We start from the raw sequence: 26,592 nt of genomic DNA, 5'->3' as shown, positions 1-26,592 counted from the left end.
AGGATACATCGTGAATCGGATACAGCGTGTATTACGATACGCCGTGTATCCACCGAGTGCCGGGAGCCGATCGTGTCGTCATTCCTCTACCGCCTCGGCAGGCTCGCCGCCCGCGGCCGCGTGCTGGTCACCGCGTTGTGGCTGGTCGTGCTGTGCGTCTCCGGCGGCGCGGCGCTGCTGTTCGGGCAGGGCACCGACGACACGTTCGCGATCCCCGGCTCGGAGTCCCAGGAGGCGCTCGATCACCTCGGCCGGGTCTTCCCGCAGGTGAGCGGGACCTCGGCGCAGCTGGTGGTGCTCGTCCCCGAAGGCCGGCGTGCCGACTCCGCCGCCGTGCGCGACTCGGTCGCCGCCGTGGTCCCGGAGCTGACCCGGGCCCCGCAGGTCTCGACGGTGGTCAACCCCTTCGACCCGGCCGTGCACGACGCGGTGTCGAAGGACGGCCGCGCCGCTCTGGTCACCGTGCAGCTCGACGTCGGGCTCGCCGACATCCAGCCGTCGACCCGGACCGCGCTCGCCGGGCTCGCGCAGGACCTGGAGAACCGGATCGGCCACGGCACGGAGGTGCTCACCGGCGGCGACGCCTTCTCGGATAAGGTGCCGAAGCTCAGCCCCACCGAGGGGATCGGCCTCGTCATCGCGCTCGTGGTGCTGCTGATGGTGTTCGGTTCGTTCATCGCGGCCGGGATGCCTTTGCTGACGGCGATCCTCGGCGTCGGTGTGTCGGTGGCGCTGGTCTACGCGGCGACTTCGGTGGCGACGGTGTCCTCCACGGCGCCGATGCTCGCGGTCATGCTCGGGCTCGCCGTCGGCATCGACTACGCGCTCTTCCTTCTTTCACGGCACCGGGATCAGCTCGCCGAAGGACTGGAGGTCGAGGAGTCGATCGCCAGGGCGACCGCCACCGCCGGATCCGCGGTCATCTTCGCCGGGCTCACCGTGGTGATCGCCCTTCTGGGCCTGTTCGTCGCCGGGATCCCGTTCCTGACGACGATGGGTATCGCGGCGGCGGGCGGTGTCGCGGTCGCGGTGATCGTGGCCATCACCCTCATCCCCGCGCTGCTGGCGTTCGCCGGCGAGCGGCTGCGGCCCAAGAAGCCGCGAAAAACCCGGAAGCCCAAGAAGAAGACGCGGTTCAGCCTCCGCTGGGTCCGGCTGGCCACGAAGTCGCCGTGGGTCACGATCGGACTGATCGTCGGGGTGCTGGCGATAGCGTCGGTGCCCGCGCTGGATCTCCGGCTCGCCTTGCCGGACAACGGGACCGACGAGGACGGCACTCCGGCGCGGGTCGCCTACGACGCGGTGGCCGAGCATTTCGGACCCGGTTTCAACGGTCCGCTGGTCGTCACCGCGGACATCCTTTCGACCACCGACCCGGTCGGGATCACCAACGGCATCGCCGACGACATCCGCAAGGTGCCCGGCGTCGCCGTCGTCCCGCTCGCCACGCCGAATCCCAAGGGCGACACCGCGATCATCCAGGTCGTGCCGACGACCGGCGCCTACGACGAGGCGACCGACGACCTCGTCGAGCGGCTGCGGTCGATGGAAGGGCAGTTCGAGGAGCGGTACGGCGTGCGGACCGCGGTCACCGGATTCACCGCCGTCGGCATCGACGTGTCCACGCAGCTCGGTGACGCGCTGCTGCCGTTCGGCATCCTGGTCGTCGGGCTCTCGCTCGTGCTGCTGGCGATGGTGTTCCGCTCGATCCTCGTGCCGCTCAAGGCCACCTTCGGCTACCTGCTTTCGATCGGGGCGGCGTTCGGCGCCACGTCGTTCGTGTTCGGGCAGGGGCATCTGGCCGAGGCGCTGGGCGTCACGCGCACCGGCAGTGTGATCAGTTTCCTGCCGATCATCCTGATGGGTGTCCTTTTCGGACTCGCCATGGACTACGAGGTGTTCCTCGTGTCCCGGATCCGGGAGGACTACGTCCATCACGGCGACGCGCACAAGGCGATCGAGACGGGGTTCGTGTCCGCGTCGAGGGTCGTGACCGCGGCGGCGGTGATCATGCTGGGCGTGTTCGCCGCCTTCGTGCCCGAAGGCAGCGCCACGATCAAACCGATCGCGTTCAGTCTCGCGGTCGGGGTGTTCGTGGACGCCTTCCTGGTGCGGATGACGCTCGTCCCGGCGATCCTCGCGCTGCTGGGCCCGCGTGCCTGGGGGCTGCCGCCGTGGCTGGATCGCAAACTGCCCGTGTTCGACGCCGAGGGCGACGGTCTCGTCCACGAACTCCGGCTCGCCGACTGGCCCGCGCCGGGTTCGTCCGAAGTGATCAGTGCCGCCGGTCTCCGGGTCGACGACGACCGGGGCCGCACGATCTTCCGCGACGTCGAACTGCATCTCGGCCCGGGGGAGATCCTCGCCGTGCACGGCTCCGGTCCGGCGGGCAAGAGCGCCCTGCTCTACGCGCTCGCCGGTCGTGTCCCGAATGTCCGCGGCGATCTGAAGGTTCTCGGCCGGGTGCTGCCACAGCACGCGCACGCCGTCCGGCGGAACGTGGCCTTCGTCGCCTGCAAGGAGACCGACGACCCGGCGGGCGAGGTCCGCCGTGCGCTCGACGACGGCGTCGCGCTCGTCTTCCTCGACGACCTGGACACCGTCGTCGCCACCGCTCAGCGCGAGGGATTGCGAGCCGCGTTCGCGAGCCGGGCCGCGACGTTCGCCGTGTCCTGCCAGAGTCTCGCCCTCGTGCGGGATCTGCTGCCCACCACCGCCGTCGCGGGTCTCGCCATGACGCCCGCCCCCGTCCCCGCCGAGGTCCGCTGATGTCCCGCTTCTTCACCGGTTCCGCCCGTGCGACCGCGTTCGGCCCGCTGACCTGGAAGACCTGGCTCGGGATCGTGCTCGTGCCGGTGATCGTCGCGCTCGGGCTGGCGTGGGCGTTCTGGTCGCCCGACGACAACCACGGCGCGGCCAAGGCCGCCGTGGTCAACGAGGACGAGCCGGTGACGGTGAACGGGCAGCTGATCCCGCTCGGCCGGGAACTGGCCGGAAACCTCGTGCACGGCGAGGAGTCCGCGTACACCTGGGTGCTCACGGACGCCGAGGACGCGAAGGAGGGCATCTCCGACGGGACGTACTCGGCGGTCGTCACCATCCCGCGCGACTTCTCCGCGCAGGCCACGTCGACGTCGGGCAAGCCGCTCGACGCGAAGCAGGCGATCATGCGCGTCGAGACGTCACAGCGCACCGGTCTGGTCGACCCGGTGGCGAGCCGGGAGGTCGCGAACGCGACGCTCACCGCGCTGAACCGGCAGATCGTCGAGACCTATGTGGACAATCTGTACGTCGGATTCTCCTCGATCCACCAGCAAGTGGTGAAGGCGGCCGACGGTAGCGGCCAGCTCGTCGTCGGGCTGCGGCAGTTGTCCGACGGGACCGGGAAACTCGCCGCGGGCGCGGGCGAACTCGCCGGTGGGGCGGGAAAGCTCAGCGGTGCGGCGGGTCAGCTGGCGGACGGCGCGCGCAAGCTCGCGAACGGCACCGGGCAGCTCGCCACCGGTTCCGGCCGGTTGTCGTCGGGGCTGACCCAGGCCGAGAAGGACACCGCGCAGCTGCCCCGGCTGACCAGGGAACTGGCCGACGGGGCCCAGCAGGTCGCGAACGGCAACAAACAGCTGGCCGACACGATCTCACCGCTGGCGGACAAGGTCGTGCGGATCATCGACGCCTTGCCGTCGGCGGGCGACTCGGCGCGGAAGTTCGCCGAGCTGGCCCGGAAATGCGATCAGGACACGAAGTTCTGCGCCGATCTCAAAGCCGCTTCGGAGAAACTCACGGCCGACGCAGCGATCCTCGACGGCAAACGCGCCGAAATCCGTGACGCCGTCGTCCAGACGAAGAAAGCGGTGCAAGACCTTTCCGCGGGCTCGCAGAAGGTCGCCGACGGGAACAAGCAGCTCGCGGACAAGTCGAAGGAACTCGCGGGCGGCATCGGCACGGCGGCCGACGGCGCGCGGAAACTCGACGCAGGTGTCAAGGCCGCCGACTCCGGGGCACGGAGGCTCGCCGATGGCTCCGGTCAGCTCGCCGGCGGCGCGACGACGCTGTCCACCGGTGCCGGTGAACTCGCCACCGGTGCCCGATCGGCCGCCGACGGTGCCGAACGCGCCGAATCCGGCGCCTCGGAGCTGGCCAAGGGCCTCGACGAGGGCCGGGGCAAGGTGCCCGACTACACCCAGGCCGAACGCGACCACCTCAAACAGGTCGCCGCCACCCCCGCGATCGCCGACACGGCGGGCTCGGGATCGTTCGGCGAAGGCGCGGTGGCGCTGATCCTCGTGCTGGCGCTGTGGGGCTGCGCGCTGGCGACGTACCAGGTGATCCGGGCGGTGCCGCCGAGCGTGCTCACCACCCGCGAACCGAGCTGGCGGATCATCCTCGCCGCGGCCGTCCCCGGCGCGACACTCGCGGTGCTCACCGCCCTGATCCTGACCGGGGTGTTCTGGGCGTTCCTCGGCCTGAGCTTCGGCAAGGCGGTGACCCTGCTGGTGGTGCTCGTGCTCGCGGCCGGGACGTTCACCGTCGTCAACCAAGCATTGGTGGCGATCTTCAAACGTCCTGGCCGCTTCGCCGCCCTCGCGATCCTTGTACTCACCGTCGGCGCTTCACTGGTCTCGACCGTGCCTGGCTTTTTCGGGACCGTGCTGGGGATCCTGCCGACCAACGGCGCCTTGGTGGCCTTGCGGTCGTTGCTGACCGGGACGGACGGACTGACGCCGGGGATCGTGCAGCTGGTGGTGTGGCTGGGAATCGGGACACTGGCGATGATCATGGTGACGGACCGGCGGCGGTCCTTGCCCGGGCGGGAACTGCGGCTGGCCTAGTCACACCGCCGACAGGCCCGCCACGAGCGAAGCTCGGCCGGCCCGCCGCGCCGGGACGAAAGCCGCCAGGGGAGCCGCGACGAGGGCCGCCGCCACCAGCACCCCCAGCCGGCCCCACGGTGGCGCGAACACGATCGCCTCACCGCCGCCCGATGCCACTTCCGTGATCAGCCACGCGGAAGCGATCCCCACCGACAGACCGCAAACGGTACCGAGGACGGCCACGAACACCGACTCCGCGGTCAGCGCGGCGCCGAGCCCGCCGCGCGTCAGACCCAGCGCGCGCAGCAGCGCCGATTCCCGGGTCCGCTCCAGAACGGAGAGTGAGAGCGTGTTCGTGATCCCGGCGAAAGCGATCAGCACCGCCAGCCCGGTCAGGGCCCACAGGAGGTTCAGGGTCTCCCGCAGCGGCGCGGCCTCCTCTTCCTTGATTTCGCCGACGCTGCTCAGTTTCGCGAGTGGCGAGGCGGAGAGCGCTCGCTCCAGCGCCGGCCGGTCCCGATCGGGATCGGTGACCTTGACGAGCACGCTCCCGTCGTAGGTCTCCCCGGTCAGGTCGAGCCTCCGCTGCTCCGTGACGTCGACCAGCGCGAACCCCAGGTCGGCCCCCGGCGCCTCCACGGCGTCGTAGACCGCCACCACACGCAGGGAACGCACGGTGTCGCCGACGGCGAGCCCGGTCTGCTCGGCGAGGTCCTTGCCGATGGCGATCTCGCCGGGGCCGAGCCGGTCGAGACGGCCGGAAAGCACCTTCGGGCGCAGGAGATCGCCGCTGACCGCGGTCAGCTGGAACTTCCCGTATTCGCCGAGGTCGCCCGAGAACGACCAGCGGGTCGCGGTGGCGGTCACGCCGGGCACGGCCGCGACGGTGCCCGCGAGCGTGGCGGGAAGGGGACGGGTCGTGAGCACCGAGGTGACGGTGAAGTCGGCGGCGAGCTGCTCGTCCAGTCCCCGGCTCCGGCCTGCTTCGACGCCGGCCGCCATGGTGGTCGCGAGTGCGACGACGGTGAGGCCGATGGTGAGCGCGGCGGCGCTCGCGGCGGTGCGTTTCGGGTCCCGGTCGGCGTTGAGCGCGCCCAGTCCGGCCGCTTTACCCGGCACGAGCCGCCCGAGCGTCCGGACGACCGGCCCCGCGATCAGCGGTCCGGCGGCCAGCGTCGCCCCGAGCAGCGCGACCATCGCCACCAAGGCCAACCCGGCGCCATCGTCCACTGAGGACCGAAGGGCCACGGTGCCCGAACTCGCGGCGGCGGCGAGGAGGAGCCCCGCCACGATCACGCGCCGACGACCGGCGCGAGTGGCTCCGGCCGGTGTCCGCAGCGCTTCGACCGGGGCGACCCGTGTCGCCGCCCACGCCGGGATCGCCGCCGCGAGCGCGGTCACCAGGACGCCGATGGCCACCGCGGCGGCCACCGTCCGCGCGGTCAACGGGAGATGGACGGTCTCCTGACCGGCGATGGCCTGCACCGCGGCGGCGGCACCCAGACCGCCGAACAGCCCGGCCACGGAGGCGATCGCCCCCACCACCGTCGCTTCGGCCAGCACACCGACGAAGAGCTGCCGTTTCCCGGCGCCGACACAGCGCAGCAGCGCCAGCTCGCGTGCCCGCTGGGTCACGAGGATGGTGAAGGAGTTGGTGATCACCATCGCGGCCACGACCATGGCGAGGACCGCGAAGCCGGTGAAGAACTTCGCCAGGCCGGCGGTGTTCGGCGCGGTCTCGGCGAGCAACCGGGCCGCGGCCTCCTTCCCGGTGATCGCGGGAACGCCCAGTGCCTTCTTCAGCTCCGCGGCCAGCCGGGCCTGTCCGACGCCGGGGGCGGCGCGCACGACGATCTCGCCGAACGTCGCCGCCGGGCTCAGCCGTCGCAAGGTTTCCTGGGACACCACCAGATTCGCCCCGCCGAGACCGGCGTCGGACGGACGGCTGAACGTGCCGACCAGCGTCAGCGGGTGACGGCCACCGGTCTCGTCCAGCACGGTCACCGGCCCGCCGAGCGGGAAGCCCTCGGCACTGTTCCGCTCCATCGCGATTTCGCCCGGGCCATGCGGAAATCGGCCTTCCGCGAGGTCGTACGGGCGCAGCCCCTCATCGGCGCTCAGCGCGGTCGCGGCGGCGTCGCGCGGGCGCCCGTCGGGTCCGATCACGGGTGCGCCGACGGTGGCCCTGCCCTCCGCGGCGGCGACCCCCGGCACCTGCCGTGCCTTCGCGAGCGTCGCGTCGTCGAGGGCACCCCGTTTGGCGGTGATCGACACGTCCACCCCGCGTGTCTCGAAGGCGACGGCTTCCCGCAGTCCGGCGCCGACGGAGTCCGTGAGCACGAACGATCCGGCCACGAAGGTCACGCCCAGCGTGACGGCGACGGCCGACAGCAGCAGTCGCAGCGGCCGGGCCTTGAGCCCGGCCAGCACGGTTCGCAGCATCACGCCACCTGACCGGTGAGCTCGGCGATCCGGCCGTCGGCCAGCAGCACCCGGCGATCGGTGTACGAGGCCGCCACCGGGTCGTGCGTCACCATGACCACCGTTTGGCCGAGTTCCCGGACCGAGTCGCGCAGGAAGCCGAGCACTTCGGCGCCGGACTTCGAATCCAGGCTGCCGGTGGGCTCGTCGGCGAACACGACGTCCGGCCTCCCGACGAGCGCGCGGGCACAAGCGACCCGTTGCTGCTGGCCACCGGACAGCTCACCGGGCTTGTGCCGGAGGCGCTCCCGGAGGCCCAGCGCGCCGACGATGGTGTCGAACCACGCCGGATCCGGGCGCCTGCCCGCGAGCCGGAGCCCGAGCAGGATGTTCTCCGCTGCGGTCATGGTCGGCAGCAGATTGAACGACTGGAACACGAACCCGATCCGGTCGCGGCGCAGCCTGGTCAGCTCGGCGTCGGAGAGGCCGGTGAGCTCGGTCCGTCCGATGTGGACCCGGCCGGAGCCGACGGTGTCCAAGCCGGCGAGGCAGTGCATGAGGGTCGACTTGCCCGAGCCCGAGGGGCCCATGATCGCGGTGAACCGGCCGCGAGGGAACTCCACCGACACGTGATCCAGCGCCCGTACCGCCGTGTCTCCCCGGCCGTAGACCTTCACCACGTCCATCGCGCTCACCGCGGGACCGTCCATTGTGTGCATACCGCGAGCATGGCCGGAACCACCTGAACGGTTCCTGAAACAACCTGAAGAACGCTTCAGGAACCCCGGTGGTGATCTGCGAAGATCGAGGTATGCGCGTGCTCGTGGTGGAAGACGAAAGGCGGTTGGCCGAGACCCTCCAATGGGGACTCGAGGCCGACGGCTACGCGGTCGACCTCGCCCACGACGGCCTGGAAGGGCTCGAACTCGCGCAGCTGTACCCGTACCAGGTGATCATCCTGGACATCATGCTGCCGAAGCTCAACGGCTACCGTGTCTGCGCGGCGCTGCGGGAGCGCGGGGTGACCACGCCGATCCTCATGCTGACCGCGAAGAACGGCGAGTACGACGAAGCCGAAGCGCTCGACACCGGCGCCGACGACTACCTGAGCAAGCCGTTCTCCTACGTCGTGCTCACCGCCCGGCTGCGGGCGCTCCTGCGCCGGGGTGGGGCCGGATCGGCGGGTCTGCTGGAGTTCGGGGATCTCGTTCTCGACCCGGCGAAGCGGACGTGCCGCCGGGCCGGGACGCCGGTTTCGCTGACCACCAAGGAGTTCGCGGTTCTCGAATGCCTGCTCCGGCATGGCGGTCAGCTGGTGACGAAACGGGAGATCCTCGATCAGGTCTGGGATCTGGCGTACCGGGGCGATCCCAACATCGTCGAGGTCTACGTGAGCGCGTTGCGGCGCAAACTGGACGCGCCGTTCGGGCGGCGCACCATCGCGACCGTGCGCGGCGCGGGCTATCGGCTGGAGGACGGATGAGTGGATGGTGGCCGGCGTCGGTGCGCCGGAGCACCGCGCTTTCGGCCGCGCTGCTGTGCGCGGTCGTGTTCACCCTCGGCTGGCTGGGCACCCGCGAACTGCTGAGCAAGCAGCTTTCGGACAGCGCCGTGGCCGCGACGCGGGTCCAGCTGGACGGTCTCGCCGAGGCCCACCGTTCCGGGCAGCCGGCACAGCTCTACGGGGACGCCGTGTTCGAGGTGGTCGACGAGTCCGGCAGGGAGGTGGCGAGCAGCGAGAACCTGCACCGCTGGGATCCCGCGTGGACGCCGTTGCCGCCCGCGCCCGCCGGGGCGCCCGGGGACTGGACGGTCACCACGAAGGCCACCCTGAAACCCGGCGACCATCCACAGTGGCGTGAATATCGCGAATACACCGTGGTGGGCAAGGTGACCGACCGGGACGGGCACCGGTTCACGGTCTACCTGTTCGTGTCTCCCTGGGAAACGCTCCGGACGCTGGCGACCTTCGACGACACCCTGGTCTTCTTCGTCCCGCTCGCGGTGCTGATCACCGCGCTGGCCGCGTGGCTCGCGGCGGGGCGGGCGCTGCGGCCGGTGGAGGCGATCCGCCGGGAACTGGCCGAGGTCAGCGGGAGCAGGCTCGACCGCCGGGTGCCGGTGCCGCCGTCCCGTGACGAGGTCGCCCGGCTGGCGACCACCACGAACGAGACCCTCGACCGGCTCCAGCAGGCCTACGACCGGCAGGAACGGTTCGTCGCGGACGCCAGCCACGAACTGCGCAGTCCGCTCGCGAACCTCCGTGCGGGCCTGGAGGTCGCGCTCACCCACGCCGATCGAGCCGATTGGCCCGCCGTCGCCCGCCGTTCGCTGCTCGACGTCCAGCGGCTGCAGCGCATCACGGCGGATCTCCTGCAGCTGGCCGTCGATCCGGCGGAGATTCCGGAGGACGTCGTCGACCTCGCCGACGTGGTGGGCGAGCAGGTCGCCGAACGCGCGCTCGAACCCGGCCCCGCGGTCGTGTCCGAAGTGGACGGACCGGCGCCGGTGCCCGGCGAAGCCGTCCAGCTGGAACGCCTGCTGCGGAACCTGCTCGACAACGCCGTGCGGCACGCGCGGTCGGCCGTCACGGTCCGGCTCCGGCGCGAGGCGGGGGAGGCGGTCCTCGAAGTCGTCGACGACGGCCCCGGTATCCCGGTCGCCGACCGCGAGCGCGTCTTCGATCGGTTCGCCCGGCTCGACGACGCTCGCGCGCGCGACGCAGGGGGTACGGGCCTCGGTCTCACGCTGGCTCGGGACATCGCCGTCCGGCACGGCGGATCGCTCCGGGCGGAGGACGGCGCCACTGGTGCGCGGCTGGTCGTACGGCTACCCCTTGGGGGTATGTGACGAGCGTCGCTCCCTTATACCCTGTGGGGGTATGTATGTTGGGTCCATGAACACAGCAACGCACGGCACGCATGGCCACGAACCCGCCGGGCTCGCGTCGACCAAAGGCGGCTACACCCTCGCGCCCACCACCACGACGCTCGTTCCCGGGAAGACGGCTCCGTTCACCTTCCGGATCCTCGGCGCCGACGGCATGCCGGTGACGGCCTACGACGTCGAACACGAAAAGCGGCTGCATCTCATCGTCGTCCGCCGCGACACCGCGGGCTTCCAGCACCTCCACCCCGAACTCGGCGCCGACGGCGTCTGGTCGGTCCCGCTGACCATCGCCGAGGCGGGGGTCTACCGCGTCTTCGCCGACTTCAAGCCCAGCGGTGGCGAGGCGACCACCTTGGGGGCGGACCTCTTCGCCGGCGGGGACTTCCGCCCCGTCGAATACGGGATCTCGCATGTCGCGGAGGCCGACGGCTACCGGGTCCGCCTCGACGGCGAACTCATGGCGGGAATGCCGTCGAAGGTGACCCTCATGGTCACCAAGAACGGCCGTGCGGTCACCGATCTCCAGCCGTATCTGGGCGCCTACGGGCACTTGGTCGCGCTGCGCGGTGGCGACCTCGCGTATCTCCACGTCCATCCCGACGGCGAACCCGGTGACGGCCGGACCGCTGCGGGGCCCGAGGTGACGTTCTTCGCCGGGTTCCCGACGGCGGGTACCTACCGGCTGTTCCTCGACTTCCAGCACGAAGGCAAGGTCCGCACCGCCGACTTCACCGTCGCGATCGCTTGACGGCCGGACCGGGCGTCGGCACTATGAACACATGTTCATGAACGCGCGTTCATAACGAAGGAGGTTCTGGGATGTCCGGCATCGTCAACACCGCGCAGTCCGAGGCGTGGAACGGGTACGAAGGGCGGCACTGGGCCGAGCACGACGGGCGCTACGACGCGGTGAACAGCGGATTCAACGAGTTCCTGTTCGACGCCGCCGGGATCGGCGAGCGGGACCGGGTGCTCGACATCGGCTGCGGCAACGGACAGGTCACCCGGCTCGCCGCCGTCCGCGCCCCGCTCGGGAGCGCGACCGGGATCGACCTGTCCGCGCCGATGCTCGCCACGGCGCGGGCCCGCGCGGAGGCCGAAGGCGTGGCGAACGTCGGGTTCGAGCAGGGCGACGTCCAGGTCTTCCCGTTCGGGGAAGGGGTTTTCGACGTCGCGCTCAGCCGGTTCGCGGTGACGTTCTTCGCGGATCCGGTCGCCGCCTTCGCGAACGTCCGCCGGGCGCTGAAGCCGGGCGGCAAGCTCGCGTTCCTGTGCATGACCGCACTCGCCGGAACCGATCTCGGCACCGTTTTCGGTGCGCTGGCACCATTCCTGCCGACTCCGACAGGTGAGGACGGCACCGGCCCGACGGCGTTCGCCGACCCCGGACGGGCTCGCTCGGTGCTGACGGACGCCGGATTCCTCGACGTCACGGCCATTCGTGTCGAGGCGGATCAGGTCTGGGGAAGCGACGTGGCCGACGCCGCCGGGTTCATCGCGGACTGGGGCCCGGTCAAGTATCACCTCGGCCAGGTCGATGAAGAAGCGGCGAGCGGCGCGCGAGAAGCGCTTTCGGCCGCGCTCCGGCCTTTCGGCGGACCCGGTGGTGTGCGGCTTCGCGGTGCCGCGTGGCTGGTCACGGCGAAATCCTGATGTCACCGAGGAAAGCGGCGGCGCTGCGCGACACCGGAGACGGCCGGAGCCTGCGCGAGCATCTGATCGGCACGGCCGCGGACCTGATCTCCGCCCACGGCACCGCGGAACTCACGGTCCGGGCCATCGCGCGGGCGGCCGGGGTCGCCGATGGCGTGCTGTACAACCACTTCGCCGACAAAGAGGAGTTGCTGGCCGACGCGTTGGCCGAGCACGTACGGAGAGCAGAAGCCGGGCTCGGCGAGCTGCCCGCGCCGGGATCGGCTACGGTCGAGGACAATCTCCGCGCCCAGCTGGCGTACGGCTTGGCTCTGCACAAGGAGATCCTGCCCGCGTTCGCCGGGCTGCTCGCCCGGCCCGCCGTGCTGGCGCGATTCGGGGAACTGGCCGGGGACGGTGGGACCTGGCGGGATCGCCTCGCCGGATACCTGCGCGCCGAAAAGGAACTCGGCAGGCTGGACGGCGACGTCGACGCGGCGGCGGCGATGCTGGTCGGTGTCTGCCACGAATCGGTGCTCGCCGCTCTGCTGCCGCACGGCCCGGGGGTGACCACGTCGCCGGCCACGGAAGCCGTGGTCAAGACGGTGCTGGAGGGTATCGCGGTTCGCTGATCCGGTGTCGGATTCGACACGGGTTGATCGGCGCCCGTTCTGGGTAACCCGGTTGTGCGACTTCAGCAGGGAGGTCGCGCGCGAGGGGAAGGGTGGCTCCATGATCAACATCGCGGAGCATCCGGTGCCGGGAACCTGGGTGCTCGACCTGCGGGCCACGACGCCACGGGCGTTGCCGGACATGCGCGCCTGGGTGGTCAGATGCCTTCCCGATCTCGGCGAGGGGCATCGCGACGACGTCCTGCTGGCGGCGACGGAGCTCGTCGCCAACGCCTATGTGCACGGGGGTGGCGCACGCCATATCCAGTTGTGGCGTGGCGTCGCGCCGTGCGCTGTCCGCATCGAGGTCGCGGATGTCAGCGTCGAACAGCCGCGGGCGCGCTGTTCACAGATCGAGGATCCCGCGGGCGCGGTCTCCTCGTTGTCGACGGGGTGGCCGTCCAATGGGGCGTCCGGCGCGAGCCGGTGCGCGGCGGGAAGATCGTCTGGGCGCATATCCGCTGCGACGGCGGCTGCCCGGAAGCGCTTCCGCGGGTGAAGCGCTCCCGGAGCTGACCGGCGTCAGACGGCGCGGCGTGCGGTGAGCAGGCCGAGGGCGGAGATGGCGGCGAAGCCGAACAGCAGCCACCTCGCCGACGTGACCACCGAAGCTCCGCCGAGGTTGACCAGCAGACCGGCGACCGCCGCGCCGAACGCGGTCGACATCGTGAGCACCGTCGCGATCGCGGCCGCCGCTTGCCCGCCCTCGCCGTCCGGGGCGGAGGTCATCGCCGAGACGGTCAGATGGGGCATCGCGATGCCGATTCCCGTGCCACCGAAGAAGAGCACCGGCAGCCAGGCGAGCACGACGGGCAGCGGCGGCCGGTCGGTCTGGAGCAATCCCAGCACGGCGAACCCGATGGCGAGACAGGCCGGCCCCGCGAGCACGAGCCGACGTGGCTTACCGGCCGAAGCGCTGACGAGCTGGCTCACCGACCAGCCCAAGGACAACGCGGCGGCGAAGAATCCCGCCGCCGCGGGCGGCAGCCCGCCCGACCGCTGGCCGAACAGCGGCAGGAACGTCTCCACCGCGACGCCGGACGCCAGCACCATGATGGTCAGGTAGATCCACCGCGACCTCGTGCCCCGGCGGTAGACCGAGGCGGGAAGCACACTCGCCGCCGAGCGGTTCTCCGTCACCAGGAACGCGCCCACGAGGACGAGCCCCAGCGTGATGAGGGCGGCCATCGCGAGGACGCCGGACAGGATCCCGGCCACGCTCACCGCTCCGGCGGCGCCGACGATCAGCGCCAGCGAAACGACCGGGACCGGCGGCGCCTGCGCCGGGCGTTCGCCGTCGCGGAACGCGCGGGGCACGAAGACGGCCAGCACGGCCGCTGCCACGGCCAGAACCGCGAACGCCGAGCGCCACGAACCGAACTGCGCCGAGAATCCGCCGAGCGCCGGGCCTGCGAAGTTGCCGACCCCGAACATCGCGGAGATCAGTGCGCTGCCCCGGCTCCAGAGCCGAGGCGGCAGCGCCGAATGGATCAGGGCGAAACCCAGCCCGGTCAGCAGACCGGCGCCGAGGCCCTGGATCCCGCGTCCGAGCAGGAGGACCGGCATCGACGGGCTCGCGGCGCACACCACCGAGCCGGCGGCGAAGACACCGAAACCGAGCAGATAGGAACCCTTGCCGCCGAAGCGCGAAAGCGCCTGTCCCACCAGCATGGTCGCGACGACCTGGGCGACCAGGAACGCCGTCATGGTCCAGGCGTACAACGACCTTCCGCCGATGTCCTGGATCGCCGTCGGCAGCAGGCTCGCCGCCACGTAGATGGTGATCGCGCCGACGAGCACGCCACCCGCCAGTACCGCCGCGGTGCTCGTATGGTGGCCCAGTTCCCGCCATGACCCGACGTCTTGCCCGATGCTCACGCGTTTCTCCTCGCTGTCGAAAGGATTGCGCTTCGCATCCTGTCGGCGCGGGGAGCCCCGGTAATCGGGCAAATCGGACGTGAATCACGTCACATTTTCGCGCGCCCCTCGATGGCGGCACGAGCGGCCTCGACCGATTTCCGGACGACCACCTCGGTGGAGTAGCCCTGTTTCGTGAACACTCCGTCGAGGTAGAACGTGCCGTAACCGTGTGCCTGGGTGAACAGCTGCTCCATCAGTTCGAGCCCGTCCTCCGGCCGGTCGGCGACGGTGAGGCAGAGCATGACGAACTGGTCGGTCAGGCGGCGGGTCTGCTCGTGCAGTGCGGCGTGCTCCGGGCCCTGCAAGCCGTCCGAGTAGATGATGTTCATCCCGGCCCGGCGTTCGATCAGGTACTCCGTGTACGCGCCAGCGGCCGCGGCGAGCGCCGCGACCGGTTCGGCCTCGGCCTCGATGGCGTCGCGCACTTTGTCGGCGAGCTGGCACGCGACGTCGGCGGCGATCGCGGCCAGCAGGCTCTCCTTGTCCGGGAAGTGCCGATAGGGCGCGCCGGGGCTGACCTTCGCGCGCCTGGCGACCTCGGCGACCGAGAACGCGCCGAGCCCTTGCTCGGCGATCAGGTCGAGCGAGACCCGGACGAGTTCGGCGCGAAGATCGCCGTGATGGTACTTGCCGCCCATGTCGTGGATCACACCGTCCCGGTCGCGGAATATGTAAGAGCCCTCTTACGCTGGTTGTAAGTGACCTCTTACATGGTCTCACTGTTTCTCGGAGGGTTTCATGACGACGACCACGCACGCCATCGCCGCGCCGTCCCCGGGCGCCGCTCTGTCGCCGACGACGATCGAGCGTCGCGACCTGCGTCCGGACGACGTGCTGATCGACATCGCGTACGCGGGGATCTGCCACAGCGACATCCACCAGGTGAAGGAGGACTGGGGCAGCGCGATCTTCCCGATGGTGCCCGGTCACGAGATCGCCGGCGTCGTCGCCGCGGTCGGCTCCGGCGTGACGAAGTACCAGGTCGGCGACCGGGTCGGGGTCGGCTGCATGGTCGATTCCTGTGGTGAGTGCGAATACTGCCTCGCCGGCACCGAGCAGTTCTGCCTCAAGGGCAACATCCAGACCTACAACGGCGTCGGTTTCGACGGCGAGAACACCTACGGCGGTTACAGCCGCCAGATCGTCGTGAAGGACGCTTTCGTCTGCCGGATCCCGGAGGGGATCGGCCTCGACGTCGCCGCTCCGCTGTTGTGCGCGGGCATCACCACCTACTCCCCGCTGAACCGCTGGGGTGCCGGACCGGGCAAGAAGGTCGCCGTCGTCGGCCTCGGCGGGCTCGGGCACATGGCGGTCAAGATCGCGGTCGCCATGGGCGCCGAGGTCACCGTGCTCAGCCAGAGCCTGAAGAAGCAGGAGGACGGCCTGAAGCTGGGCGCGAAGGACTACTTCGCGACCGGTGACGCGTCGACGTTCAAGACGCTGCGCGGCCGCTTCGACCTGATCCTCAACACCGTTTCGGCGACGCTGCCCGTCGACTCCTACCTCGGCATGCTGCGGGTCGGCGGCGCGATGGTGAACGTCGGCGCGCCCGGCGAACCGTTGTCCTACAACGCCTTCTCGCTGCTCGGCGGGAACAGGGTGCTCGCCGGTTCGATGATCGGCGGGATCGCCGAGACGCAGGAGATGCTCGACTTCTGCGCCGAGCACGGGATCGGCGCGGAGATCGAGACGATCTCGGCCGACCAGGTGAACGTGGCCTACGACCGCGTCGAGAACAGTGACGTCCGCTACCGGTTCGTCATCGACGCGGCGACCATCGGCGCCTGACCCGCTCGTCCGTCTCGTGAGTGGCAAGGACGGTTAGAACCGTCCTTGCCACTCACGAGGCGCGTCACATCAGCAGCAGCGGCAGCGTGTTCATCGCGGTGTGCGCGGCGATCGGCGCCCACAGGTTGCGGTAGCGCGACCACAGGTAGCCGGTGAACAGGCCGAAGAACCCTTGGAAGGCCACGATCGCGCCCAGGGTGAGCGGCAGTGATCCCTGTCCGTGCGTCGGCAGATGCAGCCACGCGAACAGCAGCGCCGACAGCAGGATCCCCGGCCACCGCCCGAAAAGCGCCTCCAGCCGGGTCTGCAGCATGCCGCGGAAGAACACCTCCTCGAGGACGTTCGCGGTGAAGAAGGTCAGCGTCGCGCCGACCGCCAGGTACACCGGGTCCGGGTAGTCCTCCGCGGTGGGAAGCGGCGGCGCGAGCGGGCCCAGGACGTAGAGCCAGCCGAACACGAGCACCGCCGGGATGGGCGCGAGCCATTGCCACGCCTGCCGGGGCCGCCACGTGAGCCGGAAGGAATCCCGCGCGGGCAGGACTCGAAGCAGGATCAGCGGCAGCGCCAGGAACACCAGCGGTTTCGCGAGCGCCCAGATGTCGCGGACCAGTGCCTGCTGTCCCGCCGCCGAGACCAGGTACAACGCCGACGGCCACAGGAACGCGATGAGCGCCAAGGCCGTCGCCTGTCTGCCCAGTCCGCGCCGGTCCGTCACCTCCGGGAGCAGTTTCGGTGCGTGGAGCGGGATCCCGTGGATCAGCAGGATCCCGGCGAGCGCGGGGAGGAGGGCGCCGGCGAGGGAAAGCTCCTTGGCCGAATCCGCGGACGGTTTGATCGTGTCGTGCCCGGTGGCCAGCAGCAGGGCGGGCGCGGCGGCGAACACCGCGAGCCCGCCGATGAGGATCCCCAAGGCGGCACCCGGGCGGGTGCCGGTTTTTTCAGTCACCGGGCCAGGATCTTCGAAGCGGCGCGAGTCCGCGTCATCACTTCGGAGGACTTCAGCCGACCGCGATGACCTTTTCCAGGCTGCGCAGGCACAAAGTGAGCGCTTCGTGCTTCGGCGTCTTCTCCCGCGTCAGCTCCCAGGCCGTGTACAGCAGGCTCCAGAGCAGTTGCAGCAACCATTCCTTCGTCATCGCCGGATCGATCGAGCCTTCGGCGTGCCCGCGTTCGACGAGCCGCAGCAGGCGGCGGTCGTCGTCGTTCTCCTCCGCCCATTCGGGCCGGGTCACCAGTTCCGGCATGGTGAACAGCAGCTGGAAGACGTCGCCGTGTTCGAAGTACTCCTGGCACAGTCTCGCCAGCGCGTCCGGGCCGGGCCGTCGTCGAGCCGGGCCCGTTCCGTGCTCTGGGAGACCTTGTCGAGGGCGTCGTGGCTGATCGCGTCGATGAGGTCCGATCGCTCCGCGAAGTACCGATGGACCGTGGTGCGCCCGACGTTCGCCGCCGCCGCGATATCCGCCAGCGTGGCGCTCGGTTGCTTGATCAACGTCTCGATGGCCGCGTCCAGGATCGCGCGCCGGGTCCTCGCCCGGACACCCGTCTCGGTGACCACACCCTCACTCATGGCGGTACCGTACCTCGCTCCCGATATGGAACTCAGTTGACGATTTTAGAACACGCATGTTCCATTAGGAACCATGAAGACTCCACGATTGAAGGTGCTGTGGTCGTTCGCGCGACCGCACAAGGGGGCACTCGCGATCGGCCTGGTACTCGCCCTGCTCGGTTCGGCGACCGGTCTCGCGTCGCCCATGGTCACGAAATGGGTGCTCGACTCACTCGGCTCGTCCGCCTCGCTGGCCGGTCCGGTGCTGGCGCTGCTCGGCCTGATGCTGGTGGGAGCGGTGATCTGGCTGGCGGAGTGGATCCTGCTCGGCACGATCGGCGAGCGGGTGGTGCTGAAGGTGCGGGAATCGATGGTGCGGCGGTTCTTCCGCGCGACGATCCCGGCGATCACGAAGCGACCGACGGGGGAGCTGGTCACCCGCGTCACTTCGGACACGGTGCTGTTGCGCGAGGCGGCGTCGTCCAGCGTGATCGGCCTGATCAACGGCGTGGTGATGCTCGTCGGCACCCTGGTGCTGATGAGCGTGCTCGACCCGGTGCTCCTGGCGACGACCGTGGCGGCCGTGCTCGTGGTCGTCGCGTTGTTCGCCTGGCTCATGCCCGCGATCGCGAAGGAACAGGAGAAGGCGCAGGACCGCCTGGGCCGTCTCGGCGGGGCCCTCGAGGGCGCGTTGCGGGCGATCCGCACGGTGAAGGCGAGCCGTGCCGAAACCCGGCAGGCCGAGCGGATCCTGGTCGACGCGGAAGCCGCCACGGCGCACGGCGTCCGTGCGGTGCGCCGGGAAGCCGTCGCCTGGGTGGTGGCCTGGACGGGGATCCAGGGCGCGATCCTGGTGATCCTCGGTCTCGGCGCCTGGCGGGTCGAAGCGGGCCTGCTCGAAGTGTCGAGCCTCATCGCGTTCCTGCTGTACGCGTTCGCGCTGATGGAGCCGATCACCGAACTGAGCCAGAACATGACCGCGCTGCAGGCGGGGATCGCCGCGGCCGGGCGGATCCGGGAGATGGACACGCTGGAGGTGGAAGAGGACCAGGCGCCCGCCGGGACGGAGCCCGCCGGTGACCCGGACGGTCCGGTGCTGGAGCTGCGCGGCGTGACCGCGGACTACGGCGGCGACCCGGCGCTGCGCGACGTTTCGCTGGCGATCCCGAGACGCGGGCACACCGCGATCGTCGGGCCGTCCGGCGCGGGCAAGACCACGATGCTGTCGCTGATCATGCGGTTCGTGCGGCCACGATCGGGTTCACTGCTGCTGGACGGACGCGAGTACACGGACCTGCCGTACGCGGACGTGCGGTCCCGGCTGGCCTACGTCGAGCAGGAGACGCCGATCGTGCCGGGCACGATCCGGGAGAACCTGCTCTTCACCCATCCGGACGCCACCGAGGAAGAAGTACGGCGGGCGATCGCCGAAGTCCGGCTGAGCGACAAGATCGCCGCACTCGACGACGGACTGGACACACCGCTGTCGTCGACGTCGGTGTCCGGCGGGGAACGCCAGCGGATCGCGCTGGCCAGGGCGATCCTGCGCACCCCGGACGTGGTGCTGCTGGACGAGGCGACCGCGCAGGTCGACGGCCGGACCGAGAGCGCGATCCACGACTGCATCCGGCGGCTGGCCCGCGAGGGCGCCGTGGTCACCGTGGCGCACCGGCTGTCCACCGTGATCGACGCGGACACCATCGTGGTGATGGAGGAGGGCCGCGTCCGGGCGAGCGGAAGCCACGAGCACCTGCTCGCCACCGACACGCTGTACCGGGAACTGGTGGAGGCGCTGAGGATCGCGGGGGAGGCCGCCCCGGTACCCGGTTGATCCCTCAGGCGGGGACGGCGCGGACGCCCGGTGGCATCTCGCGGTTGACCTCGTCGAGCCGGGTGGCGACGGTCCGGCAGGGTTCGCAGCCGTCCAGATGCGCGGCGATCAGATCCGCTCGGCGACCCGGCACGCCGCCGCGGAGCCACGCGCCCATCCGGCGCCGCGCCTCCTGGCAGCACGGCGTTCCCGTCTCGGGGACCTGTGCCTGCAGGAAGGCCTGGCGCAGCCCTTCGCGGGCCCGCAAGGCGAGGACGGAGGCGCCGTTGGGGGACACGCCCAGCAGCGGTGCCACCACCTTCGGGGAATCGCCTTCCGCTTCGGTCCGCCACAGCACGGTCCGCCAGCGGCCGGGCAGCGCGCAGTACGCGGTCCACGCCAAGCGGGCGTTCGCGCGGAGGATGAGGAGTTCCTCCGTGTCCACGACTCCGGCGGCCTCTTCGACCGCCGGGGTCGTGCCGTACAGCTCGACCCGTTTGTGGTGACGGCTCCACTTGGCGGCGAGATTCCGGATGGTGACCGCGAGATAGGGGCGGAGGTTCTCCCGCGGGCCGCCGCCGTCGCGGATGACGCTCAGGACGCGCACGAACGCTTCGGCCACGAGGTCGTCCCGTTCGGCGGGTTCGGAGACCCAGCCTGCGGCAATCCGGCGGAGCGGCTCGGCGTGCCTCCGGAAAAGGGTCTCGCCGGCGGCGATGTCGCCGGCGCGGAAGGCGTCGAGCAGGGTGGCGTCCGCTGTGGTTTCGACGTCTTCCCTCATCGCGGTCTCCCGGACGGGCCGATCTGCATACTCAAAGTAACGGGTACGGCAGTGTACCTGCTAACCGGTCGCGGATAAACTCCGGGGGATGACGCCTGAAGCCGACGCGCCACGGCCGGACGGCCGGGCGGCGCGCTGGGCGGGACAGCGGGAGCGCCGTCGACGGGAGTTCGTCGACGCGGCGCTGCGCGCCATCGCCGAGCACGGTCCGGAGGTCTCCACCGAGCAGATCGCCGACGAGGCGGGGGTGGCGAGAACCCGGGTGTACAAGCATTTCGACGACGCCGCCGACCTGCAGCGCGCGATCGCCGACCGCGCCGTCCGGCTCATCACCGCCGAGCTGGCCCCGCTGTGGGACCCGAGCGGGACGCCGATGCAGCTGATCACCATCGCGGTGGGCGCGCATACCGACTGGCTCGCCGAGTACGGGAACCTCTACCGCTATCTCGCCAGGCATTCTCAAGCCGGGCGGCGCGGCGGCGACGCCATCACCGACGTCAAAACGGCGATCGCCGGGCAGCTCTCCATCCTGTTCGAGCACTACCTCGACACCTTCGACCTGGACGGCCGGATCGCCGAACCGCTCGCTTTCGGGCTGGTCGGCCTCGTCGACGCGAGTGCCGCGCGCTGGCTGGAGAACCCGGGCGGCATCGAGCTGCCGGAGCTCGCGGCCCTGCTGGTGCGATGGATCTGGCGGGTCATCGACGACACGCTCCGGGAGCGCGGGATCGAACTCGACCCGCATTCGCCGCTGCTCGTGCCGGGCGGCTGAGCGCTCAGGATATGGGAGCGGGAATGAAAACCCGCCCGCCGGTGTCGGAGCGATCATGGTCACCCCCTTCGACGACCCGGCCTGGGCTTCGCTGACCGGCCCGCACGCGCACTTCGCGGAACGCTTCGGCCAGGTGTTGCGCTACCAGGTCGACGTCGCGCCGTTCTTCGCCTTGCCGCCGGAACCGGACGACGGCGTCTGGGCCGACGTCGCCGCGCTGGCGGGTCCCGGCCAGACGGTCACCGTCCACAACGTGCTGCCCGTCCCGGCGGACTGGGAAGTCCTCGGCAGGATCGCCGGGGTCCGGCTGGTCGACGTCGCGCTCGAAGCCGCCGAAGATCCCGAAGCCGTCGTGCTGGGGCCGGACGACGTCCCGGAGATGCTCGACCTCGTGGAGCGGACCAAACCGGGGCCGTTCCGGAAGCGGACCATCGAATTGGGGACATATCTGGGAATCCGGCGCGGTGGCGAGCTGATCGCGATGGCGGGGGAGCGGATGCGCCCGCCCGGCTGGACCGAGATCAGCGCCGTCTGCACCGACCCGGCGTATCGCGGCCAAGGGCTGGCGACCCGGCTCATCCGCGCGGTGGCGGCGGGGATCCGGGCCCGCGGCGAACAGCCGATGATGCACGCGGCGGCGGCCAACACGCCGGCCATCCGGCTGTACCGGTCGATCGGCTTCGAGGTGGTGCCGCGGCCGGACTTCGTGTCCATCCGGGTGCCGGGCTCCTTGTGAAGTTGCTCTAACGAGGGATTTCAGAAACTCGCGATGGACTGAACAGCACGGGCGGACCAGACTTCGCGCCATGAAGGCATTGGTCAAAGCCGACCGAGCACCCGGGCTGGAACTCACCGACGTGCCGGACCCCGCCGTCGGCCCCGGCGACGTCGCCGTCCGCGTGCTGCGCGCCGGGATCTGCGGCACCGATCTGCACATCGACTCGTGGGACGACTGGGCGGCGCGCACCATCGCCGCGCCGCTGGTCGTCGGGCACGAGTTCGTCGGCGAGGTGGTCGAGATCGGCCGGTCGGTGACCACGGTGAAGGTGGGCGACCTGGTCAGCGGCGAGGGGCACCTCGTCTGCGGAAGCTGCCGCAACTGCAAGGCCGGGCGGCGTCACCTCTGCGCCAGGACCAAGGGCCTCGGCGTGCACACGGACGGCGCCTTCGCGCAGTACGCCGTCCTGCCCGAGATGAACGCCTGGGTGCACCGCACCAAGGTCGATCTCGACATCGCCGCGATCTTCGACCCGCTCGGCAACGCCGTGCACACCGCGCTGTCCTTCCCCGTCATCGGCGAGGACGTGCTGGTCACCGGCGCCGGCCCGATCGGCATCATGGCCGCCGCCATCGCGCGCCACGCGGGCGCGCGCAACGTCGTCATCACCGACGTCAGCGAGCACCGCCTCGAACTGGCCCGCAAGGTCGGCGTCGATCTCGCGCTGGACGTCTCCTCCGCGACCATCGCCGACGCGCAGCAGAAGCTCGGCATGGCCGAGGGCTTCGACGTCGGCATGGAGATGAGCGGGCGGCCCGAGGCGCTGCGCGACATGATCGCGAACATGTCGCACGGCGGGCGCGTCGCGCTGCTCGGCCTTCCCGCTTCCGAGGTGTCGGTCGACATCGCGTCCGTGGTGCTGAAGATGATCCAGCTCAAGGGGATCTACGGGCGCGAGATGTTCGAGACGTGGTACTCGATGTCCGTCCTGCTGCAGGCCGGGCTGGACATCTCGCCGGTGATCACCCACCGGTTCGGCTACACCGAATACGAGAAGGCGTTCGCGACGGCCAGGGAAGGCCGCTGCGGCAAGGTCATTCTGGACTGGACGGAGAACTGATGTACGGCGCGATGCGCGACGACCTCAAGGCCGGGCTCGCCGAGATCCGGGAAGCCGGGCTGTACAAGGGCGAGCGGGTGATCCAGGGGCCGCAACGGGCTTCGGTCAGCGTGGGCGACGGCGACGTCCTCAACTTCTGCGCCAACAACTATCTCGGCCTCGCCGACCACCCCAAGCTCATCAAGGCCGCGCAAGAGGCGCTGGACCGCTGGGGCTTCGGCATGGCGTCGGTGCGGTTCATCTGCGGGACCCAGCAGCCGCACAAGGAGCTCGAGGCGAAGCTGTCGGAGTTCCTCGGCACCGAGGACACGATCCTCTACAGCTCCTGTTTCGACGCCAACGCCGGGCTCTTCGAGACGCTGCTGACGGATCAGGACGTCATCATCTCCGACGAGCTCAACCACGCGTCGATCATCGACGGTGTCCGGCTCTGCAAGGCGAAGCGGATGCGCTACCGCAACCGTGACGTCGCGGATCTGGAGGCCCGGCTGAAGGAGGCGTCCGGCGCGCGGTACCGGATGATCGCCACCGACGGCGTGTTCTCGATGGACGGCTACCTCGCGCCGCTCGACGAGATCTGCGAGCTGGCCGAGCGGTACGACGCGCTGGTGATGGTGGACGACTCGCACGCCGTCGGCTTCACCGGTCCGACCGGCCGCGGTACGCCGGAGCTGTTCGGCGTGCAGGACAAGGTCGACGTGCTGACCGGCACCCTCGGCAAGGCACTCGGCGGCGCGAGCGGCGGCTACACCTCCGGGCGCGCGGAGATCGTCGAGATGCTGCGGCAGCGTTCGCGGCCGTACCTGTTCTCGAACTCGCTGGCGCCGTCGATCACCGCGGCCGCGCTCGCCACGCTGGAGCTGCTGGACTCCTCCAGCGACCTGCTGGGCAAGCTGCGCGCCAACACCGAACTGTTCCGGCGCCGGATGACCGAGGCGGGTTTCGATCTGCTCCCTGGTGAGCACCCCATCATCCCGGTGATGATCGGTGACGCCGCCAAGGCGGGCAAGATGGCGGATCTGCTGCTCGACCAGGGCATCTACGTGATCGGCTTCTCGTACCCGGTGGTGCCGCACGGCAAGGCCCGGATCCGGACCCAGATGTCGGCGGCGCACTCGACCGACGACGTCAACCGGGCCGTCGACGCGTTCGTGACGGCAAGGTCCATGATGGGCGAATGATCGATCCGCGACGGCTGCGCGTGCTGCGTGCCCTCGCCGACCACGGCACCGTGACGGCGGCGGGACAGGCGCTGCATCTGACGCCGTCCGCGGTCTCCCAGCAGCTGGCCGCCCTCGAAGCCGAGTGCGGCCAGCAGCTGCTCCGCCGCCGGGGCAGGCGGGTTTCGCTGACCCCGGCGGGTGAAATGATGGTGGTGCACGCCAACGCCGTCGCCGCCGAACTGGAACGGGCGCGCGCCACCTTGGCCGCGCTCGATTCCGGCGTCCAGGGGCTGGTGCGGCTGGCGAGTTTCGCCTCCGCCATCACGATGGTCGTGGCGCCGGCGATCGCCTCGCTGCGGGCCGGTTCGCCCGGGGTCACCATGCAGGTGCAGGACGTCGAGGGGCACGCGAGTATCCCGCTGCTGCTCGACGGTGAGGTCGACCTGGCGATCACCGAGGAGTACCGGCTGTCGCCACGGACGGATGAAAGCAGGCTCACCCGGTTCCCCCTCTATGTGGAGCCCTTCGACGTCGTGCTGCCCACCGCGCACCGGCTCGCCGGGGCGTCCGAAGTGGACATCGACGCCCTCGCCGACGACGAGTGGATCGCCCCGAAACCCGGGAATCCGTGTCGCGACGTGCTGATGATCGTCTGCGCCAACCCGGAGATCCGGCACGTTTCGGACGATTTCCACGCGATCACCACCCTGGTCGCCGCGGGTGAAGGCGTGGCGTTGGTGCCGCGTAACGCTTTCGCTCCCGTGCCCGGTGCGGTCGCCGTTTCGTTGCGCGGCGAACCGCCGCTGCGCCGGGTGTTCGCGGCCGTCCGGCGGGGGAGCGCGGACCATCCGTTGCTCAAGACCGTGCTCGCCGCACTGCTGGACGCGGCGCCGGGTCATGCGAATGCGGGCCGGGAGAGTCGCACTTAGGATCTTGGGCATGCTCCAGATCGATGCCCTCACCTGGATCGTCACGATCGGATTGGTGCTCGGGCTCCTGGCACTCGATCTCATCCTCGCGGCCGTGCGGCCGCACAAGGTCGGCTTCGGCGAGGCGGTGGCCTGGTCGATCGGCTACATCCTGGTCGCGGTGGCGTTCGGCGTCTGGCTGACACTGGCGCACGGTGGCGACTTCGGGCAGCAGTACTTCGCGGGCTACATCGTCGAGAAGAGCCTGTCGGTCGACAACCTCTTCGTCTTCGTGATCATCATGAGCACCTTCGCGGTACCCGAGGAACACCAGCACAAGGTGCTCACGTTCGGCATCGTCGTCGCGCTGATCATGCGCGCGATCTTCATCGCCCTAGGCGCGACGCTGCTTTCCTTGTTCTCCTTCATGTTCCTGCTGTTCGGGCTGCTGCTGATCTACACCGGCGTCCAGCTGTTCCGGCATCGCGACGAGGATCCGGACGTCGAGAACAACGTGGTGGTGCGGAGCGCGCGCCGCCTGCTGCCGCTCTCGACCGAGTACGACGGCGGCAAACTCCTCACCCGCGTGGACGGGAAGAGGGTGGGCACGCCGCTCGTGGTGGTGCTGCTCGCGATCGGCGGGATCGACCTGCTGTTCGCGCTGGACTCGATCCCCGCGGTCTTCGGTGTCACCGACGAGCCGTATCTGGTCTTCGCGGCCAACGCGTTCGCCCTGCTGGGCCTGCGGGCGCTGTACTTCCTCGTGAAGGGCCTGCTCGATCGCCTGGTGTACCTGTCCGCCGGGCTCGCGGTGATCCTCGGGTTCATCGGGATCAAGCTGATCCTGCACTGGGCCCATGTGGACATCGACGAGAGCGTTCCGGAGATCTCGACGCCGGTCAGCCTGTCGGTGATCATCGGCATCCTCGTGGTGGTGACGGTGGCGAGCCTGCTCAAGACCCGCAAGGATCCCTCGGCCAAGGCGCATCCGGGCTCGCTGCGAGGCTCCCGTCCCGCGTCCGAAGAGGATTAACGCCAGCCTGCTTCGAGGAGATCGAAGATCCTCTCGACGTCCTCCCGCGGATCCTTCCGGCCTCGGGTGAGGGCCGGGATGTCCAGCACGAAGCGGGCGAGCGCGCGGCAAGCGATGTCTTCCGGGCCCACGCCGCTCTCTTCGGCGATCGCGGCGCCGAGGGCCGCGGCGTGGCGGGTCCACATGCGCTCGCCGTACTCCTGCAGGGCGGGGGTGCCGTTCACCAGCGTGGTGAACTCGGCGTACTGAGGGTGTGTCGTGATCGGAAGCCAGGTGGCGAGCACGTATGCGCGCAACGCCTCGACGATGCTCTGGCCCTCTTCTCGCTCCCGGACGGCGGCGACCAGACGTGCCTCGCGGTCTTGCGACTCGTCGAAGACCAGCGCTTCCTTGCCCGGGAAGTGCTTGAACAGTGTCGTCGTCGAGACGTCGGCCGCCTCGGCGATGTCGCGGATGCTGACCTTGTCGTAGCCGTGCTCCAGGAACAGGTTCAGCGCGGCGTCCGCCAATGCCTGGCGGGTGGCCGCCTTCTTGCGTTCACGCCGTCCCGGTGTCTCCATGGGCGCACTCTACCCCATGAGTTGTCACGGTCACCAAGTTGACTCG

The 26,592-nt window shown here is 70.1% G+C and carries 25 protein-coding genes; 16 read left to right on the top strand and 9 right to left on the bottom strand.

What is annotated here, in order from left to right; all coding sequences use genetic code 11:
- The first annotated feature begins 72 nt into the window (after window positions 1-72).
- Together MJQ72_RS23095 and MJQ72_RS23090 are read left to right on the top strand one after the other, a co-directional pair.
- A complete protein-coding gene (locus MJQ72_RS23095; protein ID WP_240593051.1) occupies window positions 73-2,769 on the top strand; it encodes an MMPL family transporter in 2,697 nt (898 codons plus the stop codon).
- The gene (locus tag MJQ72_RS23090; RefSeq protein ID WP_240593050.1) at window positions 2,769-4,829 is read left to right on the top strand and encodes a YhgE/Pip domain-containing protein; all 2,061 of its coding nucleotides are present in this window, start codon (window positions 2,769-2,771) and stop codon (window positions 4,827-4,829) included. The genes MJQ72_RS23095 and MJQ72_RS23090 overlap by 1 nt, the downstream gene beginning before the upstream one ends.
- Here MJQ72_RS23090 and MJQ72_RS23085 read toward each other — a convergent pair whose 3' ends face one another.
- Complete coding sequence (locus MJQ72_RS23085; RefSeq protein WP_240593049.1) at window positions 4,830-7,253, bottom strand: FtsX-like permease family protein; 2,424 nt, start codon at window positions 7,251-7,253, stop codon at window positions 4,830-4,832.
- Window positions 7,253-7,942 carry an ABC transporter ATP-binding protein gene (locus MJQ72_RS23080; protein ID WP_240601399.1) on the bottom strand — a complete coding sequence of 230 codons (690 nt, stop codon included), beginning with the start codon at window positions 7,940-7,942 and terminating at the stop codon, window positions 7,253-7,255. Before MJQ72_RS23080 ends, MJQ72_RS23085 begins: the two co-directional genes overlap by 1 nt.
- 101 nt (window positions 7,943-8,043) lie before the next feature.
- Between MJQ72_RS23080 and MJQ72_RS23075 the strand changes: the two genes are divergently transcribed.
- The 6 genes from MJQ72_RS23075 (at window position 8,044) to MJQ72_RS23050 (ending at window position 12,923) form a co-directional block, all read left to right on the top strand.
- Window positions 8,044-8,715: a response regulator transcription factor gene (locus tag MJQ72_RS23075; RefSeq protein ID WP_240593048.1), complete on the top strand. Its 672-nt coding sequence runs from the start codon at window positions 8,044-8,046 to the stop codon at window positions 8,713-8,715.
- On the top strand, window positions 8,712-10,082 hold the full coding sequence (locus tag MJQ72_RS23070) for an ATP-binding protein (RefSeq protein WP_240593047.1): 1,371 nt from the start codon (window positions 8,712-8,714) through the stop codon (window positions 10,080-10,082). Before MJQ72_RS23075 ends, MJQ72_RS23070 begins: the two co-directional genes overlap by 4 nt.
- A gap of 46 nt (window positions 10,083-10,128) precedes the next feature.
- Entirely contained in the window at window positions 10,129-10,869 is a 741-nt protein-coding gene (locus tag MJQ72_RS23065) for a hypothetical protein (RefSeq protein WP_240593046.1), read from the top strand.
- Between the two features lie 71 nt (window positions 10,870-10,940).
- Window positions 10,941-11,774: a class I SAM-dependent methyltransferase gene (locus MJQ72_RS23060; protein ID WP_240593045.1), complete on the top strand. Its 834-nt coding sequence runs from the start codon at window positions 10,941-10,943 to the stop codon at window positions 11,772-11,774.
- Window positions 11,774-12,385 carry a TetR/AcrR family transcriptional regulator gene (locus MJQ72_RS23055; RefSeq protein ID WP_240593044.1) on the top strand — a complete coding sequence of 204 codons (612 nt, stop codon included), beginning with the start codon at window positions 11,774-11,776 and terminating at the stop codon, window positions 12,383-12,385. Before MJQ72_RS23060 ends, MJQ72_RS23055 begins: the two co-directional genes overlap by 1 nt.
- A gap of 100 nt (window positions 12,386-12,485) precedes the next feature.
- Window positions 12,486-12,923 (top strand): ATPase, encoded by a 438-nt coding sequence (locus MJQ72_RS23050; RefSeq protein ID WP_240593043.1) that lies wholly within the window; start codon window positions 12,486-12,488, stop codon window positions 12,921-12,923.
- Between the two features lie 23 nt (window positions 12,924-12,946).
- Here MJQ72_RS23050 and MJQ72_RS23045 read toward each other — a convergent pair whose 3' ends face one another.
- Window positions 12,947-14,302 (bottom strand): MFS transporter, encoded by a 1,356-nt coding sequence (locus MJQ72_RS23045; RefSeq protein WP_240593042.1) that lies wholly within the window; start codon window positions 14,300-14,302, stop codon window positions 12,947-12,949.
- Window positions 14,303-14,391: 89 nt separating this feature from the next.
- Entirely contained in the window at window positions 14,392-14,994 is a 603-nt protein-coding gene (locus MJQ72_RS23040; RefSeq protein WP_240593041.1) for a TetR/AcrR family transcriptional regulator, read from the bottom strand.
- Between the two features lie 88 nt (window positions 14,995-15,082).
- Between MJQ72_RS23040 and MJQ72_RS23035 the strand changes: the two genes are divergently transcribed.
- Complete coding sequence (locus MJQ72_RS23035) at window positions 15,083-16,132, top strand: NAD(P)-dependent alcohol dehydrogenase (protein ID WP_240593040.1); 1,050 nt, start codon at window positions 15,083-15,085, stop codon at window positions 16,130-16,132.
- A 64-nt stretch (window positions 16,133-16,196) separates the two neighbouring features.
- Here MJQ72_RS23035 and MJQ72_RS23030 read toward each other — a convergent pair whose 3' ends face one another.
- Genes MJQ72_RS23030 through MJQ72_RS23020 form a run of 3 tightly spaced genes read right to left on the bottom strand, consistent with a single transcriptional unit; the run spans window position 16,197 to window position 17,699 of the window.
- Window positions 16,197-17,078, bottom strand: a complete 882-nt coding sequence (locus MJQ72_RS23030; RefSeq protein ID WP_240593039.1) for a CPBP family intramembrane glutamic endopeptidase — start codon at window positions 17,076-17,078, stop codon at window positions 16,197-16,199.
- A 52-nt stretch (window positions 17,079-17,130) separates the two neighbouring features.
- Entirely contained in the window at window positions 17,131-17,376 is a 246-nt protein-coding gene (locus MJQ72_RS23025) for a hypothetical protein (protein ID WP_240593038.1), read from the bottom strand.
- Window positions 17,361-17,699 carry a TetR/AcrR family transcriptional regulator gene (locus MJQ72_RS23020; RefSeq protein ID WP_240593037.1) on the bottom strand — a complete coding sequence of 113 codons (339 nt, stop codon included), beginning with the start codon at window positions 17,697-17,699 and terminating at the stop codon, window positions 17,361-17,363. The genes MJQ72_RS23025 and MJQ72_RS23020 overlap by 16 nt, the downstream gene beginning before the upstream one ends.
- Window positions 17,700-17,772: 73 nt before the next feature.
- Here MJQ72_RS23020 and MJQ72_RS23015 point away from each other — a divergent pair, with 73 nt between their 5' ends.
- On the top strand, window positions 17,773-19,512 hold the full coding sequence (locus MJQ72_RS23015; protein ID WP_240593036.1) for an ABC transporter ATP-binding protein: 1,740 nt from the start codon (window positions 17,773-17,775) through the stop codon (window positions 19,510-19,512).
- 4 nt (window positions 19,513-19,516) lie between these two features.
- Here the strand turns inward: MJQ72_RS23015 and MJQ72_RS23010 are convergent, their stop codons facing one another.
- Window positions 19,517-20,272, bottom strand: coding sequence for a sigma-70 family RNA polymerase sigma factor (locus MJQ72_RS23010; RefSeq protein WP_240593035.1), 756 nt, complete (start codon window positions 20,270-20,272; stop codon window positions 19,517-19,519).
- A gap of 88 nt (window positions 20,273-20,360) precedes the next feature.
- Here MJQ72_RS23010 and MJQ72_RS23005 point away from each other — a divergent pair, with 88 nt between their 5' ends.
- From MJQ72_RS23005 to MJQ72_RS22980, 6 genes are all read left to right on the top strand, one after another.
- On the top strand, window positions 20,361-21,044 hold the full coding sequence (locus tag MJQ72_RS23005) for a TetR/AcrR family transcriptional regulator (RefSeq protein WP_240593034.1): 684 nt from the start codon (window positions 20,361-20,363) through the stop codon (window positions 21,042-21,044).
- Window positions 21,045-21,099: 55 nt separating this feature from the next.
- The gene (locus MJQ72_RS23000) at window positions 21,100-21,780 is read left to right on the top strand and encodes a GNAT family N-acetyltransferase (protein WP_240593033.1); all 681 of its coding nucleotides are present in this window, start codon (window positions 21,100-21,102) and stop codon (window positions 21,778-21,780) included.
- Between the two features lie 70 nt (window positions 21,781-21,850).
- Window positions 21,851-22,882: an L-threonine 3-dehydrogenase gene (gene tdh, locus MJQ72_RS22995; protein ID WP_240593032.1), complete on the top strand. Its 1,032-nt coding sequence runs from the start codon at window positions 21,851-21,853 to the stop codon at window positions 22,880-22,882.
- Window positions 22,882-24,063, top strand: coding sequence for a glycine C-acetyltransferase (locus MJQ72_RS22990; RefSeq protein ID WP_240593031.1), 1,182 nt, complete (start codon window positions 22,882-22,884; stop codon window positions 24,061-24,063). The genes tdh and MJQ72_RS22990 overlap by 1 nt, the downstream gene beginning before the upstream one ends.
- The gene (locus tag MJQ72_RS22985) at window positions 24,060-24,974 is read left to right on the top strand and encodes a LysR family transcriptional regulator (RefSeq protein ID WP_240593030.1); all 915 of its coding nucleotides are present in this window, start codon (window positions 24,060-24,062) and stop codon (window positions 24,972-24,974) included. Before MJQ72_RS22990 ends, MJQ72_RS22985 begins: the two co-directional genes overlap by 4 nt.
- A gap of 10 nt (window positions 24,975-24,984) precedes the next feature.
- Window positions 24,985-25,986 carry a TerC/Alx family metal homeostasis membrane protein gene (locus MJQ72_RS22980; RefSeq protein ID WP_240593029.1) on the top strand — a complete coding sequence of 334 codons (1,002 nt, stop codon included), beginning with the start codon at window positions 24,985-24,987 and terminating at the stop codon, window positions 25,984-25,986.
- On the opposite strand, the gene MJQ72_RS22975 is transcribed toward MJQ72_RS22980, so the two are convergent.
- A complete protein-coding gene (locus MJQ72_RS22975; RefSeq protein WP_240593028.1) occupies window positions 25,983-26,546 on the bottom strand; it encodes a TetR/AcrR family transcriptional regulator in 564 nt (187 codons plus the stop codon). The genes MJQ72_RS22980 and MJQ72_RS22975 overlap by 4 nt on opposite strands.
- Window positions 26,547-26,592: the final 46 nt, after the last annotated feature.

The sequence above is a fragment of the Amycolatopsis sp. EV170708-02-1 genome, from assembly GCF_022479115.1.
Lineage (GTDB): Bacteria > Actinomycetota > Actinomycetes > Mycobacteriales > Pseudonocardiaceae > Amycolatopsis.
Note: the sequence above shows the minus strand (reverse complement) of the source record. Positions and strands in the feature narration are given on the sequence as shown.